The organism is Mycobacterium sp. 94-17 (assembly GCF_035617725.1).
Taxonomy (GTDB): domain Bacteria; phylum Actinomycetota; class Actinomycetes; order Mycobacteriales; family Mycobacteriaceae; genus Mycobacterium.
In genome coordinates this window covers 311,649-327,580 of sequence record NZ_JAPIYN010000002.1, presented here as the reverse complement: position 1 = coordinate 327,580, position 15,932 = coordinate 311,649, and the positions used below count along the sequence as shown (strand labels likewise).

The following is a 15,932-nucleotide window of genomic DNA, read 5'->3' as shown; positions in this document are numbered from 1 at the left end:
GGGCCAGCGCCATGACGATCTTCGACGTCCCCACCCAAACCCTGCCCACCGAGGGCGAAACGGGCTTCGTCCACATCGGCTCGCTGCATACCGAATACGGCGCGGTGATTGACGACGTGTCCATCGCCATCCAGCGCTGGGGCGAGCTCTCGCCGACGCGCGACAACGTGGTGGTGGTGCTGCACGCGCTGACCGGCGACTCACACATCACCGGGCCCGCCGGACCCGGCCACCCCACGGCCGGCTGGTGGGATGCGATGGTCGGCCCGGGTGCGCCGATCGACACCAACCGCTGGTGCGCGGTGGCCACCAATGTGCTGGGCGGGTGCCGCGGATCCACCGGCCCCGGCTCGCTGGCCCGAGACGGAAAGCCTTGGGGCTCAAGATTTCCGCTGATCACCGTGCGCGACCAGGTGAAGGCCGACGTCGCCGCCCTGGCCGCGCTCGGCATCAACGAGGTCGCCGCCGTGGTCGGCGGATCCATGGGCGGCGCAAGGGCTTTGGAGTGGATGGTCGGTTACCCGGCCCAGGTGCGCGCCGGGCTGCTGCTGGCGGTCGGCGCGCGCGCCACCGCCGACCAGGTCGGCACCCAGACCACGCAGATCGCGGCGGTCAAGGCCGACCCGCACTGGCAGAACGGCGACTACCACGGCACCGGGCTCGCACCGGAGGGCGGGCTGGCGATCGCGCGCCGCTTCGCCCACCTCACCTACCGCGGTGAAGTCGAGCTCGACTCCCGGTTCGGCAACGACAAGCAGGACGACGGCACGGCGGTGGACGACGACCGTTACGCGGTGCAGAGCTACCTGGAGTACCAGGGCGACAAGCTGGTGGACCGCTTCGACGCAGGCAGCTACGTGGCGCTGACCGAGGCGCTCAACACCCACGACGTCGGACGCGGGCGCGGCGGCGTGCCCAAGGCCCTGCGCGCCTGCCCGGTGCCCGCGGTCGTCGGCGGCATCACGTCGGACCGGCTCTACCCGCTGCGGCTGCAGGAGGAACTGGCCGAGCTGCTGCCGGGCTGCGCGGGTCTGCAGGTCGTCGACTCCATCTACGGGCACGACGGCTTCCTGGTGGAGTCCGACGCGGTGGGGGATCTGATCCGCAAGACGCTCGCGCTGGCGCTCCACCCGGGCGGGGCCGAAGGCGCATGCCGATAGTGACCGAGTCCGGACACGACCGCTCCCTGTCGTTCGGCTCGGCGGCCGCGGCGTATGAGCGGGGGCGTCCGTCGTATCCCCCGGAAGCGATCGACTGGCTGCTGCCGACCGGGGCGCGCCAGGTGCTCGACCTGGGTGCCGGAACCGGGAAGCTGACCACGCGGCTGGTGGAGCGCGGCCTGGACGTGGTGGCCGTCGACCCTGTCCAGGACATGCTGGAGGTGTTGCGCAGCTCGCTGCCGGAGACCCGGGCGCTGCTGGGTACCGCGGAAGAGATTCCGTTGGAGGACAACAGCGTTGACGTGGTGCTGGTGGCCCAGGCCTGGCATTGGGTGGATCCGGAGCGCGCGATTCCGGAGGTGGCTCGGGTGCTGCGGCCCGGCGGGCGCCTCGGTCTGGTGTGGAACATCCGCGACGAGCGGCTCGGCTGGGTGCGCGAACTGGGTCAGATCATCGGAAGCGAGGACGGCGGCCGGGTCGACGTGGCATTGCCCGAGCCGTTCACCGACGTGCAACGCCATCAGGTCGAGTGGACGAATTACCTTACGCCGCAAGCACTGATCGACCTGGTCGCGTCGCGCAGCTACTGCATCACCTCGCCGGCCGAGGTGCGCACCCAGACACTTGACCAGGTGCGCCGATTGCTGGCCACCCATCCGGCGCTGGCCAACTCGAACGGCCTGGCGCTGCCCTACGTCACCGTGTGCACCCGGGCGACGCTGGCCGGGTGATCCTGGTCATTCTCAACGGGTTTCGCGGGCGCGGGCTCGAACCCGTGGGGCGCGACGCGCGCGATCCGCGATTCGATGTCGTACGGCATGATGATGGCGGTCGCGTTCCGGATGCGGCTCACCGCGCGGGCCATCCTGTCCGCGGTGCGGTCATGCAGCATCCGCCCCAACAGAGGCGAGTACGTACGGCGCGGCAGCAACACCGTCACCCTGGAGTCCGGATGCTCGGCGAGCACCCGGACCACGAACTCGTGCGCGGCCCGGCTCAGGTGCCGATCCAAGCAGTTGATCAGCCGCAGCGGGGTGTCGTGCTCGAAACGATTCCAGCGCTCCCGCAGCGACATGGCATGGTCGGCGTCGATCACGAAGTGCACCGCGGTGAGCTCGTCGGCCTGCAGTCCGTTTCCCATGCGGACGGCCTCGATCTCGGCGAGGTCGATCGTGTCGACGAACACCAGGACCTGAAGCCGCTGATAGCGGCTCAGGTCAACCATTTCCGTGCGCGACATCTCCAGCACCGACGCCTCGTCCCGGTACTTCTTGTTGAGCCGCATCAGGGCCAGCACCAGCAGCGGGAAGATGATCACGATCAGCCAGGCACCCTCGGTGAACTTGGCCACCACGAAAATGCCCACCACGATCGTCGACATGACTCCCGCTGCGACGTTCATCGCCACCTTGGGTCGCCAGCCGGGCCCTCGGCGGGTCAGGTGATGTTTCGCCATGCCGTAACCGGCGATCGCGAACGCGGTGAACACCCCGATCGCATAGAACGGGACCAGCGCACTCACCTTCGCCTCGGTGATCAGAAGTAGCGTCACGGCCAGCGCGGTGAGGGTGAGGATGCCGTTGGACAACACCAGCCGGTGGCCCCGTTTCGACAGCGGCCGGGGCAGAAAGCGATCCTCTGCAACGAAACCGGCCAGCGCCGGGAAGCCGTTGAAGCTGGTGTTACAGCCCGTGAAAAGGATTGCCGCCGTTGATGCCTGGACCATGAAGTAGAGGACCTTGCCGATCGCCCCATCGCCGAAGACGGCCCTGGTGATCTCGGACAGCATCGACGGGTATTCGTCGAGGTACGGGACGGCGTGCGTGACGTGCGCCAGCCACGCGACCCCCGCCAGCAGGAATCCCAGCATGCACACCATCGCCGTGAGCACACGACGGGCGTTGATGCCTTCGGGCTTCTTGAACACGTTGGTCGAGTTCGACACCGCCTCGACACCGGTCAGTGAGGTGCCGCCATTGGCGAAGGCGCGCAACACGATCAACACCGTCGCTCCCATCACCAGCCCGCCGCCCTGATGGACCGGCACCGCGCCGACGAGGTGATGCGGATCGTATTTCGGTAATCCCCAGGCCAATTCGCGAACCAGCCCGGTCAGGATCGTCGCCGTGATCATGGCGACGAACGCATAGGTGGTGATCGCGAACATCCGCCCGGACCGCCGCAGCCCGCGCAGGTTGACCAGACAGATGAGCACCACGGCGGCCAGCGTGATCTCCAGATGGTAGGGACGAAGGGCCGGAACCGCCGACACCACCGCCACGGTCGCGGCGGCGGGCTGCACCGCCACCGTTACCACGTAGTCGATCACCAGCGCCGCCGCCGCGACCTGGGCCACCCGCGGGCCGAAGTTCTCCCGGGCGACCAGATACGAACCGCCGGGGCGCGTGTAGGCCGTGACCACCTGCCGGTACGACACCGACACCAGCGCCAGAATCACCAGGATCACCCCGGTGATCGGAAGCAACAGCGCGAACGCGGCCATGCCGGCCGCGGGCAGCAGTTCGATCATGATCTGCTCGGGGCCGTACGCCGTCGACGAAATCGCGTCGGGCGCAAGCGCCCCCAGCGCAACGGGATTCGACAACCGCTCCGCGTCCAGCCGATCGGTGGTCAGCGGCTCGCCGAGCAGGATTCGCTTGCATCTGTCGGTGAACGAAAGCGGTATCCCGCCCAGTGATTCCGTCACAATATCCTCCTTGAGATCCCTCCTCGAGGGCTCACACGATGCGGTTGCGGGGCCGGCCCGGCTCGGTTCTGGGGCGCGATGGCCCCTATCCCGCGTGGGTAACCTCGGCGATGCGGGACTCGATGTCGTAGGGCACGATCTGCGCCGCCGCACCCGGGATGCGGCTGACGGCGCGGGCGATCTTGTCGGCGGTGCGGTCGTGTAACAGCCGGCCGATCAGCGGCGAGTAGGTTCGCCGCGGTAACAACACCGTCACCCTGGTCTCCGGATGATCGTTGAGCACCCGGACCACCAAATCGTGTGCGGCACGGCCCAAGTGACGATCCGGGCAATCGACCATGCGCAGCGGGGTGTCGTGCTCGAACACCTCCCAGCGCCGTTGCAGCCGCGCCGCGCGGTCATGGTCGATCACCAGGTGCACCGCGGTGAGTTCGTCGGCGCGCAGACCATTCCCGTAACGCATGGCCTCGATCTCGGCGAGGTCGATGGAATCGACGAAGACGAAGACCCGGTGCCGGGTGTACCGGTCCAGGACGGGCGGCTCGGTTCGCGACATCTCCAGCACGGACGCCTCGGCACGGTACTGCCGGTTCAGCCGCATCAGGGCCAACACCAGCAATGGGAAGACCACGACGATCAGCCAGGCGCCTTCGGTGAATTTGGCCACCGCGAAGATTCCCACCACGACCGTCGACAACACGCCCGCCGACATGTTGACCGCCAGCTTGCGGCGCCAATGCCGGCCGCGATGCGTCAGGTAATGCCTGGCCATGCCGTAGCCGGCCATGGAGAACCCGGTGAACACGCCGATCGCGTAGAACGGCACCAGCGCGTCGACCGACCCCCCGGTGATGATGAGCAGCGCCACCGCCAGCACGGTCAGGGCGATGATGCCGTTGGAGAACACCAGCCGGTGCCCCCGCTTCATCAGCGGGCGCGGCAGAAAGCTGTCCTCGGCCACGAAGCTCGCCAGTGCGGGGAATCCGTTGAAGCTGGTGTTGCCGCCGGTGTAGAGGATCGCCGCGGTCGATGCCTGCAGCAGGAAGTACAGCGTCTTGCCGAGCACGCCGGCGCCGAAGACCGCCCGGGCGATTTCGGACAGCATCGACGGATAGCCGTCGACGTACGGGGTGGCGTGGGTGACGTGCGTCAGCCACGCCACGCCCGCCAGTAGAAATCCCAGGATGCAGGCCATCACGGTCATGACCCGGCGCGCGTTGATGCCTTCGGGCTTGCGGAAACTGTTGACCGTGTTGGAGATGGCCTCCACGCCCGTCAGCGAGGATCCCCCGTTGGCGAACGCGCGCAACACGATCAGCACCGTCGCGCCCATGATCAGGCCGCCGCCGTGGTGGATCTGCACCGCGCCGTCGATGTGCCGGGGATCGTAGACGGGCAGGTTGCCGCACAGTTCGCGGATGACCCCGACGACGATCGTCAGCGACACCATGGCCGTGAAGGCGTAGGTGGGCAGCGCGAAACGCACCCCCGCCTCGCGTAGTCCGCGCAGGTTGGCGTAGCACATCACCAGCACTACGACGACCGTCAGCTCGAGGCTGTAGGGGCCCAGGACGGGTATCGCCGAAACCACCGCGACCGTCCCGGCCGCGCATTGCACGGCCACGGTGACCACATAGTCGATCAACAGCGCCGCCGCGGCCACCTGTGCCACCCGCGGGCCGAAGTTCTCCCGCGCCACCACATACGACCCGCCGGATCGCGTGTAGACCATCACGACCTGCCGATACGACGCGGCCACCAGCACCAGGATCAACAGGATGACGCCGGTGATCGGAAGCAACAACGCGAACGCCGCCATGCCGGCGGCGGGCAGCAGTTCGATCATGATCTGCTCGGAGCCGTAGGCGGTGGAGGAGATCGCATCCGGCGACAGCACCCCGAGCGCGACGGGGTTCGACAGCTTCTCGTGATCGAGCTGGGACGTGATCATTGGCTTTCCGAGGAAGCCGCGTTTGCATACGTCAGAAAAAGATGACCATGCCTTGTGCTCGGCCTTGCGCTCGCAAGCCCCTTGGTCAGCCACAGAAGTCACTACCTAATATTCCTTATCCCGGGGAATGTCATGAGATTGCTACATCAAAGTCCGCCGAAAGCCTAACCGCCGCGGAGCCCCCTATGCCGCCCGCGAAGCTGGAAACAGCTAATTGCCAGGAACATTGGCAGGATATTCCCAGGCTAATTCATTCATTCGTAACAATGAAACGTTTCGGTACGCGGTGATGCGTTCCAAAGCCGTTGTGGAACACGCCTCCTGTGCGGCGCCCGTACGGCTCGCTGAGCTGCGGGTTAGGCGCTTATCACCGGCCGGTCGCGGCGGGTTGGCACGCGCACCCCGGCGTGACTCACTAGATACGCTGCACCGCAGCATCTTTGGTAACGGGTCCGTGTAGCCTCCCCCGGGGCCGGGGAGCCCTAATTATTACATTTTCAATTGTAGATACTTGAGCTCTCGTTATTGCCAAGGTATTTGGACGAGATCGCTCGCCCGCGATGCCGGCGCCGCCGGAGTACCATGGGCCTGTCACCTTGGCGGCTACACAGAATCTGCTGTTAGAATTCTGTAAACGCCGCGGAAATCTCCATTTCCCCCCGGAGTAACGAGCGGCATTCGAGTGATGGCAGTGTCGGCAAGGTGTGTGGTTATGCCAGCAGTGAATTCGTGGCGCGCGGACGCCGGAGTCCACCGGCTGCAACGGCATACACCCATATCGGCGGTCGCTGCCTCCCCCAGAGCAGGAGTCGGATTTCATGAGCCAGCGCATCATTGTCAGTGGTGATGACGCGCTGGCGACCACCATCGTCGACGAGTTGAAACGCGCCGGCGCGAACGTCGTGAGACTGCTCGGTTCGGAGCTTGCCGGCAACCGGGTCAAGACCCAGCTCGCCCGGGCCGGGATCGCCGACGCGGTCGCCGTGGTCTGTGCCGGAGACGACGATGCGACGAACCTGGAAATCGCCTTGCTCGCCCGCAAGGCCAACCCGCTCATTCGCGTGGTGGCGCGTGTCGCCAACGACGTGTTGCGCGAGGCCGTCGCCGTCGACCAGGGCCCCAGCACGATCCTCGGCGTCGCCGATCTGGCGGCGCCGGTCGTCGTCGAGGCATGCCTGGCCCGTACCACGCACCCCTTCGAGGTGTCCGGTATCGAATTCGTCGTCTTCGGCGCGCCGGCGCCCTTCGACGCCTCTCTGCGCGAAATCTACGGCGACCTCGCACCCGCGGCGGTGGTCGGCGCCGAGGGCGCCGACGGTCCCGCTGAGGTGGTCCCGTGCCCGGGACGGGACATGGACGTCAAGGCCGGCGATTGGACGGCCATGATCGGCACCCTCGAGGAGGTGACCGCGTGCGGCATCACCCTGCCACGCGGCCAGGACAGGATGCGTGCGCGCCAGTCACGGCTGCGCCGGATCCTCTATGCGGTGCGCGCCCTGCCCAGTGAGGTCAACCCCGCCTTCTATCCGGTGATCACCGCCCTGAGCTTCTTGGTCATCGGGTCGACAACGTTGTTGCATTTCTCGTACACACACCCCGGGATGTCCTGGACCGACGCGTTCTACTTCACCAACGAGACGATCACGACGACGGGATACGGCGACTTCAGCTTCGCCAAACAGCCAACCTGGCTGCGGCTGTACGCCGCCTTGTTGATGCTGGGCGGGGTAACCACCACCGCGCTACTCGTCGCCTTCATCGCCGACGTGTTGCTGTCTCGCCGCTTCCTCGCGCTGTCCGCGCGTCCGCGGGCGCGCCACCTGCGCAATCACGTCATCGTCGTCGGGTTGAGCGCGCTCGGCGTTCGTGTGGTCACCGACCTGGTGGAGGCCGGGTATGACGTCGCGGTGATCGAACGCGACGCGAACAACCCGTTCCTGCAGACCACCGCCGAACTCGACGTGCCCGTCATCTTCGGCGACGCGACGCTGCGCCCGACCCTGGAGGCGGCCCGCGTCGACACCGCTCGCGCCGTGGCGGTGCTGACCCGCGACGACATGGTCAACATCGAGACGGGGATCGTGCTTCGCGAGATGCTGGGCGCCCAGCCCACACCCGACGGCAATCGGTGGACAAAGGTCCCGCTCGTGCTGCGGGTCTACGACCATGATCTGGGCTCCGCGGTCGCACAGCGGTTCGGTTTTGAAAACGTCCGGTCCACAGTCGAATTGGCCGCGCCATGGTTCATCGGCGCCGCGATGGGCCTGCAGGTGATGGGAACGTTCTCGGTGGGAAACCGTTCGTTCTTGATCGGCGGAATGCACGTGCAGCCCGGAAGCGAACTCGACGGCATGCAGATGTTCGAGGTGTCGACGCAGACTCGCGTCATCGCCATCACTCGCGACGATGCCCCGGTGCTGCTGCACCCGCGGCGCGATGCCCGGCTCGCTGCGGGCGACACCGTTTACCTCGTCGGTCCCTACCGAGAACTACTGGCCACCCTGCGCAAGGGGCAGCCAACCCGGCAGCCGGCCCCCGATGGCCGGCCCGTCGACGAGGTCTCCTGCGAATGCCAAGAGGCGAACGTCGGCCCGCAGGCATAGCTTTCGGTTCCGAGTCCGGTTCCGGGTTTCGGGGAAAATCAATCGCGACAACGGAATCGGGCGCTCTCGTCCAGTCGCGCCCCGCGGCGGGGCAGCTCGGGTAGGGGCGCCGAGGGGAGTTACCACTCGCCGTCGTCGTCTTCGTCGCTTTCCGCGAGGAGTTTTTCGGGGTGGTGGAAGGTGTTGGTGCGGGGTTGGCCGCGCTCGAGGTGCGGGGGTGGGATCCATTCGGTGTCGCCGTGGGCGTTTTTGCGGGTGGTCCAGCCGTTGTCGAGGAGGCGGTGGTGGGGTCCGCAGGCCAAGGTGAGTTGGTCGATGTCGGTGCGGTGAGTTTTGGACCAGTCTTCGACGTGGTGGACTTCGCAGTAGAAGCCGGGCACGTCGCAGCCGGGGGCGCTGCAGCCGCGGTCCTTGGCGTGCAGGACTATTCGCTGCCCGGGTGAGGCTAGGCGCTTGGTGTGATACAGCGCCAGGGCTTTGCCTTTGTCGAAGATCGTCAGGTAGTGGCGGGCATGGCCGGCCAAACGGATCACGTCGGACATCGGCAACACGGTGCCCCCGGCGGTGAGCCCGGTGCCGGCGGCGGCCTCGAGCTCGGCCAGCGTGGTGGTCACCACGATGCAGGCCGGTAACCCGTGGTGCTGGCCGAGTTCTCCGCTGGCCAGCAGCGCGCGCAGCGCGGCGCCCAGTGCGTCGTGGTTGCGTTGGGCGGCGCTGCGGGTGTCGCCCTGCACCGCCTGCTCGGACGGCGCGCCGTCCACCACCGGCGTGTCGTCCTCGGGGTTGCACATCCCGGGGGCGGCCAGCTTGGCCAGCACGGCTTCCAGGGCGGCGCGCAGCTCAGGGGTCAGCCAGCCTCGCACCGGCGACATGCCGTCGGCGTGCTGGTTACCCAGCACCAGCGTGCGCCGCCGCGCCCGGTCGGCCTCGGTGTAGCGGCCGTCGGGATTCACACAGTCCAGCAACCGGGCGGCCAGCTTGGCCAGCTGATCGGGGCGAAACCGGGCCGCGGTGTGCGCCAGCTGCTTTTCGGCCAGCGCGCAGGTCTCGACATCGACCGACTCGGGCAGCTGCTGGAAAAACCGCCGGATCACCACGATGTGATCGGCCCCGATCACCCCGTCACGCACCGCGGCCGCGGTCGCAGCCAACACCGGCGCCAACGGCGCACCGGTCAGCGCGCGCCGCGGACCCAGATCGGCCGCCTCAGCGATGCGACGCCCGGCCTCCGCGCGGGTGATGTGCAACCGCTCGGCCAGCGCCCAGGACAACCTGCCACCCAACTCCACCGAATCCGCCTGCTCACCAACCTGATTGATCAACTGATAACTCGGCGCTCGCAGCCGGCGTGCCAGCGTTTCGAGGCGTTCCAGTTTCCGCAACCGCTCGGGGGTGGTCAAGGTGTCAAACGACAGCGCGCAGAGCCGGTCCATGTCGGATTCCAGGGCATCGAACACCGCATCGATGTCTTCCCGAGCATCCGAACTCATGTTCGAAATACTATGCCCAGCCACCGACAGAAACCGCCGCGCTGAAACCAGAGAAGCCTAAGTGACACAAGTTATTTGAGAAGCCACGCCAAAAACCCGGGCGATTGAGCTCGGCGAGCCCCACAGCCGTGTTCAGGTCACGGTGTGGCGTCGATCGTCTGCGTACCCTTGCGCAATCGGACCGCGTAATAACCGACGTCGCGGGCGCAAAGACCTCACGAAACGCTTATTGTGCGAAGCTTTATCCCACCGTGTCGCAAACGAGACAGTCATGGCTCAGAGTTCGTAACGTGATTCGAGTGCCGCAGACGCACTCCATGGCGGACGGGGAATTGGCTTGAGGGTACTGGCACGAAGTCATCAGTGGGTCTGGGTTTTTCGTCGTCAGCCGCTCACCATCCGCCTGTTGGCTGCGGCCGCCGGCCTGCTGACCGTGGCCTCGGCGTTCGCGGCGCCGGCCGAAGCGGAAGGCAACGGCGACGACTTCATCGACGCGCTCAACCACGCCGGCATCGACTTCGGCGAGCCCGGAAACGCGATGTCCGTCGGCGAGTCGATCTGCCCGATGCTCGAGCAGCCGGGTGGCAATTTCGCCGCGGCCGCGTCCAGCGTCGCCGGCCGGGGCATGTCGCCCATGATGGCCCGCATGTTCACCACGATCGCGATCCAGACGTACTGCCCCCAGGAGATCGCAAACATCGCCAACGGCAACCTGTCCGGCGCCATGCCGCCGGTTCCCGGAATGGCCGGGCAGATCCCCGGCATACCGGGACAGGTTCCCGGCCAGATCCCTGGCATGACGGGAATGCCCGGACAGGTTCCGGCTCTGCCCAGGTACTAGACCCAGGTACAACTAGCGGGTGCCCAGCGGGTCGATGGTCCACGCGATGTAGAACATCGCCGCCCCGACCGTCGCGGTGGTGATGAAGTCGATTCCCTTCCCGCGCACCACCAGAAGGCCGGCCCGGTCCTCGGACAACACCAGTCGCAGCAGCGCCGCCACCCCTACACCGATGCCGATCAACAGCGAGCCACGCCGCCAGAAGCTGGCCCCCACCAAGGCGAGTGCCAGCGCAAAGATCAAGCCCACCAACATGATTGGCCATTGGGCCCGCAGCACGGTGCGCGCGGTCATTGCCGCTCGGCCAGTTCGACGACGTTGGTCAGCAGGAAGGCGCGGGTCAGCGGCCCCACACCGCCCGGGTTCGGCGACACGTGGCCGGCCACCTCCCACACGTCGGGGTGCACGTCGCCGGCGAGCTTGCCGTCCACCCGGCTGACGCCCACGTCGAGCACCGCGGCACCGGGACGCACCATGTCGGCGGTCACCATGTGCGGCACCCCGACGGCCGCCACGATGATGTCGGCCTGCTTCGTCAGCGCCGGGAGGTCGCGAGTTCCGGTGTGGCACAACGTCACCGTGGCGTTCTCGGAGCGACGCGTCAGCAGCAGCCCAAGCGGGCGGCCGACCGTGACACCACGACCGATGACGACCACGTGGGCCCCGGCGAGCTCAACGTCGTAGCGGCGCAACAGATGCACGATGCCGCGCGGGGTGCACGGCAGTGGCGCGGGATTGTTGAGCACCAGCCGGCCCAGGTTGGTGGGGTGCAGGCCATCAGCGTCCTTGTCCGGGTCGACGCGCTCGAGCGCCGCGTTCTCGTCCAACTGCCGGGGCAGCGGCAACTGCACGATGTAGCCGGTGCAGTCGGCGTTGGCGTTGAGTTCGTCGATCGTCTCGTTGAGCGTCGCGGTGCTGATGTCGGCCGGCAGGTCGCGGCGGATGGAGGTGATGCCGACCTTGGCGCAATCCGCGTGCTTGCCGCGGACGTAGGCCTGCGAGCCCGGGTCGTCACCGACGAGGATGGTGCCCAGCCCGGGCGTGCGCCCCGAGGCGGTCAGCGCGGCCACCCGACGCTTCAGGTCGACGAAGATCTCGTCCCGGGTGGCCTTGCCGTCCAGCGTGATTGCTCCCACGTCGACAGTCTGGCAGACATCGATGGTGGCGACCCGCCGCGCCCGGCTTCGCCGCGCTTGCGATCGCCACGGTGCCCGACGGTGGCGACCCGCCGCGCCCGGCTTCGCCGCGCTTGCGATCGCCATTAGGCTCCCGGTATGTCTAGCCCTCCGGACGTGTTCAGCCCCGCGAAGCTGGGTCCGATCACGCTGCGCAACCGCACCATCAAGTCCGCGACGTTCGAGGCGCGCACGCCCGAGGCGCTGGTGACCGACGACCTGATCGAGTACCACCGGCAGCCCGCCGCCGGCGGCGTCGGCATGACGACCGTCGCGTACTGCGCCGTATCGCCGGGCGGGCGCACCGAGGGCAATGGGATCTGGATGCGGCCCGAGGCGGTGCCCGGTTTTCGCCGGCTCACCGATGCCATCCACGCCGAGGGCGCCGCGGTCAGCGCGCAGATCGGCCACGCGGGCCCGGTGGCCAATGCCAAGTCCAACAAGGCGAAGGCCCTGGCGCCGGTCCGGTTCTTCAACCCGATCGGGATGCGGTTCGCCAAGAAAGCCACCCGCGAGGACATCTCCGACGTGATCCAGGGGCACGCCAACGCCGCACGCCTGGCCATCGAGGCCGGCTTCGACGCCGTCGAAATCCACCTGGGCCACAACTACCTGGCGAGTTCCTTTCTGTCCCCGCTGATCAACCGGCGCGACGACGAGTTCGGCGGCTCGCTGGAAAACCGGGCCAAGGTGGCCCGCGGCATGGTGATGGCCGTCCGGCGGGCGGTGGAAAAGGAAGGCACGCCCATCGCGGTGACCGCCAAGCTGAACATGGCCGACGGGGTACGCGGCGGCATCAGCACGGATGAGTCGCTGCAGACGGCCAAGTGGCTCGAGGAAGACGGTGGCCTGGACGCGATCGAGCTCACCGCGGGCAGCTCACTGGTCAACCCGATGTACCTGTTCCGCGGCGATGCCCCGGTCAAGGAATTCGCCGGTGCGTTCAAGCCGCCGTTGCGCTGGGGCATGCGCATGACGGGCAAGAAGTTCCTGCGCGAGTACCCCTACCGCGAGGCCTACCTATTGCGCGACGCCAAGCTGTTCCGCAACGAGTTGACGATGCCCCTGATCCTGCTCGGCGGGATCACCAACCGGGAGACGATGGACCTGGCGATGGCGGAGGGATTCGAGTTCGTCGCGATGGCCCGGGCGCTGCTGGCCGAGCCGGATCTGATCAACCGGATCGCCGCAGAGGGCGCCGAGCACCACGTGCATTCGGCGTGCACGCACTGCAATCGGTGCATGCCCACGATCTACACCCGCACGCACTGCGTGGTCACCGGCGCGCCCGACGCTCAACCGTAAAACCACAGTGCTGCAAGCTACAGTTGTGGCGATGTCAGCACCAGCCGCGCCAGCGCTAACCGTCCATCACGAGGGATCGGAACGCACCTTCGCAGCGGGCCACGACGTGGTGGTCGGACGCGATCTTCGAGCGGACATGCGTATCACGCACCCGTTGATTTCGCGCGCCCACCTGCTGTTGCGTTTCGAACAGGGCAAGTGGCTGGCCATCGACAACGGTTCGCTCAACGGAACTTTCGTCAACGGCAGGCGCGTGCCGGTGGTCGAGATCCACGACGGGCAGACCCTGAACATCGGCAACCCGGACGGGCCGCTGCTGACGTTCGACGTCGGCCGCCACCAGGGCATGGCCGGGCGCCCGCCGCGAACGGAATCGATGGGCATCCCCGTGGCGGCGGCACCGCAGGCCGCGGCGTGGTCGGCACAGCCCGCTCCGCCCGTCGCAGCCCCACCGCCTCCCCCGCCCGGCCGCGCGCCCAACTGGGCCGCGCCGCCGCGGCGCCCGCAACCCGCGCCCGTGCAGCGGCAGGCGCCGCCGGCCCAACCCATGTACGGGGGCGGCGGTGGGCGCCCGCCCGCGTTCCCGCCCGGCCCGCCGCCACCCCCGCCGCACAGCGCGCCGCCCATCGCGCAGATGCCGGCCGCCGGCTCGGGCGTCCCGCACACCCAGATGGCCCCCGCGTCCGCCAAGCCGCCCGAGGTGGCGAACCTGGCGACGAAGGTGTTCCAGGCGTTGCTGCCGTCGCGGTCGGGTGCGATCCAGAAGCCGGCCGGTTCGCAGACGATCGGACGGGCCACCGACAACGACATCGTCATCCAGGACGTGCTGTCCTCGCGCCACCACGCGTTCCTGATCCAGACGCCGCTGGGCACCGAGATCCGCGACGCGCACAGCGTCAACGGGACGTTCGTGAACGGCGTGCGGGTTGGTTCGGCGGTGCTGACCGAGGGCGACGTGGTCACCATCGGAAACGTCGACCTGGTGTTCGCCGGCGGCAACCTGGTGCGGCGCACCGAGGCGGCGACGCGCTCCGGCGGCCTGGAGGTCAACTCCGTCTGCTACACCGTCGACCACGGAAAGCAGCTGCTCGACCACATCTCGCTGACCGCCCGGCCCGGAACGCTGACGGCGATCATCGGTGGTTCGGGTGCCGGCAAGACCACGCTGTCGCGGCTTATCGTCGGCTACACCAGCCCGACCGCGGGCAATGTGACCTTCGAGGGCCACAACATCCACACCGAGTACGCATCCATGCGCAGCCGGATCGGGATGGTCCCCCAGGACGACGTCGTGCACCGCCAGCTCACCGTCAACCAGGCCCTGAACTACGCCGCCGAACTGCGCCTGCCCCCCGACACCAGCAAAGAGGAACGGGCCCGGGTCGTCGCTCAGGTGCTCGAGGAACTCGACATGACCCAGCACGCCGACACCCGGGTGGACAAGCTCTCCGGCGGCCAGCGCAAACGCGCGTCGGTCGCGCTCGAGCTGCTCACCCAGCCGTCGCTGCTGCTGCTCGACGAACCGACGTCGGGCCTGGACCCGGCGCTGGACCGTCAGGTGATGCTGATGCTGCGCCAGCTCGCCGACGCGGGCCGCACGGTCCTGGTGGTGACGCACTCGGTGTCCTACCTGGACGTGTGCGATCAGATCCTGTTGATCGCACCCGGCGGCAAGACCGCGTTCTGCGGGCCGCCCGACCAGGTCGAGGCGGCCATGGGCACCCGCAACTGGGCCGACATCTTCGCCAAGGTGGGCGCGGACCCGGACGAGGCCAACCGCCGCTTCAAGGAGCGCAACCAGCAGTCGTCAGCGCCACCGAACCCGCAGAGCCCGGCGGACCTGGGTGAACCACCCCAGACAGACCTGCTGCGGCAACTGTCCACGATCGCCCGGCGCCAGGTTCGCCTCGTCGTGTCGGACCGCGGCTACACGATCTTCCTGGCGATCCTGCCGTTCCTGATCGGCGCGCTGTCGCTGACGGTGAAGGGCCCGCACCCCGGGCTCGGCCCGGCCGACCCGTTCGGCCCCGCGCCCACGCAGCCGCAGTACATCATGGTGCTGCTCAACATCGGTGCCGTCTTCATGGGCACCGCGCTGACCATCCGTGACCTGATCGGCGAGCGCGCCATCTTCCGACGAGAGCAGGCGGTCGGCCTGTCCACCACCGCCTATCTGCTGGCCAAGATCGCGGTGTTCTGTGTGTTCGCCACCGCCCAGGCGGCGATCGCGACCATCATCGTGCGGCTGGGCAAGGGCGCTCCGACGGCGCATCCCCAGTTCTTCGGCAACTCGACCTTCTCGCTGTTCGTCACCGTCGCGGGCACCTGCGTCGCCTCGGCCATGCTGGGCCTGCTGCTGTCGGCCCTGGCGGAGTCCAACGAGCAGATCATGCCGCTGCTGGTGGTGTCGATCATGTCGCAGCTGGTGTTCTCCAGCGGCATGATCCCGGTGTATCAGCGCATCGGTCTCGAACAGATGGCGTGGCTGACGCCCGCCCGGTGGGGCTACGCGGCGGGGGCGTCCTCGATCGACTTCCCGTCGCTGGTCAAGGTCAAGCAGATCCCGACCAACGACCCGATCTGGCAGCACTCGAAACACATCTTCGTGTTCGACATGGCGATGCTCGCGGCGCTGTCGATCGGCTACACCGGCTACGTCCGGTGGCACATCCGGCTGAAACGCTAGCCCGGCACCCCTTC

At 67.7% G+C, this 15,932-nt stretch carries 10 protein-coding genes and 1 pseudogene; 6 read left to right on the top strand and 5 right to left on the bottom strand.

The window, feature by feature from the left end:
- Positions 1–11: 11 nt before the first annotated feature.
- Together metX and OQ789_RS04435 are read left to right on the top strand one after the other, a co-directional pair.
- Positions 12–1,160: a homoserine O-acetyltransferase MetX gene (gene metX, locus OQ789_RS04440; protein ID WP_324683767.1), complete on the top strand. Its 1,149-nt coding sequence runs from the start codon at positions 12–14 to the stop codon at positions 1,158–1,160.
- A complete protein-coding gene (locus OQ789_RS04435) occupies positions 1,160–1,891 on the top strand; it encodes a class I SAM-dependent methyltransferase (protein WP_324683766.1) in 732 nt (243 codons plus the stop codon). Before metX ends, OQ789_RS04435 begins: the two co-directional genes overlap by 1 nt.
- On the opposite strand, the gene OQ789_RS04430 is transcribed toward OQ789_RS04435, so the two are convergent.
- Both OQ789_RS04430 and OQ789_RS04425 read right to left on the bottom strand, forming a co-directional pair.
- Positions 1,852–3,867: an APC family permease gene (locus OQ789_RS04430; protein ID WP_420716032.1), complete on the bottom strand. Its 2,016-nt coding sequence runs from the start codon at positions 3,865–3,867 to the stop codon at positions 1,852–1,854. The genes OQ789_RS04435 and OQ789_RS04430 overlap by 40 nt on opposite strands.
- A 103-nt stretch (positions 3,868–3,970) precedes the next feature.
- Positions 3,971–5,911, bottom strand: a pseudogene (locus OQ789_RS04425) (APC family permease); the annotation flags it as partial.
- A 725-nt stretch (positions 5,912–6,636) separates the two neighbouring features.
- Here OQ789_RS04425 and OQ789_RS04420 point away from each other — a divergent pair.
- A complete protein-coding gene (locus tag OQ789_RS04420) occupies positions 6,637–8,421 on the top strand; it encodes an NAD-binding protein (protein ID WP_324683765.1) in 1,785 nt (594 codons plus the stop codon).
- Between the two features lie 119 nt (positions 8,422–8,540).
- On the opposite strand, the gene OQ789_RS04415 is transcribed toward OQ789_RS04420, so the two are convergent.
- Complete coding sequence (locus OQ789_RS04415; RefSeq protein ID WP_324683764.1) at positions 8,541–9,911, bottom strand: HNH endonuclease signature motif containing protein; 1,371 nt, start codon at positions 9,909–9,911, stop codon at positions 8,541–8,543.
- Positions 9,912–10,248: 337 nt separating this feature from the next.
- Between OQ789_RS04415 and OQ789_RS04410 the strand changes: the two genes are divergently transcribed.
- Complete coding sequence (locus OQ789_RS04410; RefSeq protein ID WP_324683763.1) at positions 10,249–10,752, top strand: DUF732 domain-containing protein; 504 nt, start codon at positions 10,249–10,251, stop codon at positions 10,750–10,752.
- 12 nt (positions 10,753–10,764) lie between these two features.
- Here the strand turns inward: OQ789_RS04410 and OQ789_RS04405 are convergent, their stop codons facing one another.
- Positions 10,765–11,046 (bottom strand): DUF3017 domain-containing protein, encoded by a 282-nt coding sequence (locus tag OQ789_RS04405; RefSeq protein ID WP_324683762.1) that lies wholly within the window; start codon positions 11,044–11,046, stop codon positions 10,765–10,767.
- Positions 11,043–11,888, bottom strand: coding sequence for a bifunctional methylenetetrahydrofolate dehydrogenase/methenyltetrahydrofolate cyclohydrolase (locus OQ789_RS04400; protein WP_324683760.1), 846 nt, complete (start codon positions 11,886–11,888; stop codon positions 11,043–11,045). Before OQ789_RS04400 ends, OQ789_RS04405 begins: the two co-directional genes overlap by 4 nt.
- 138 nt (positions 11,889–12,026) lie before the next feature.
- Between OQ789_RS04400 and OQ789_RS04395 the strand changes: the two genes are divergently transcribed.
- The gene (locus tag OQ789_RS04395) at positions 12,027–13,232 is read left to right on the top strand and encodes an NADH:flavin oxidoreductase (protein WP_324683758.1); all 1,206 of its coding nucleotides are present in this window, start codon (positions 12,027–12,029) and stop codon (positions 13,230–13,232) included.
- A gap of 31 nt (positions 13,233–13,263) precedes the next feature.
- Complete coding sequence (locus tag OQ789_RS04390) at positions 13,264–15,918, top strand: FHA domain-containing protein (RefSeq protein WP_324683756.1); 2,655 nt, start codon at positions 13,264–13,266, stop codon at positions 15,916–15,918.
- Positions 15,919–15,932 lie beyond the last annotated feature (14 nt).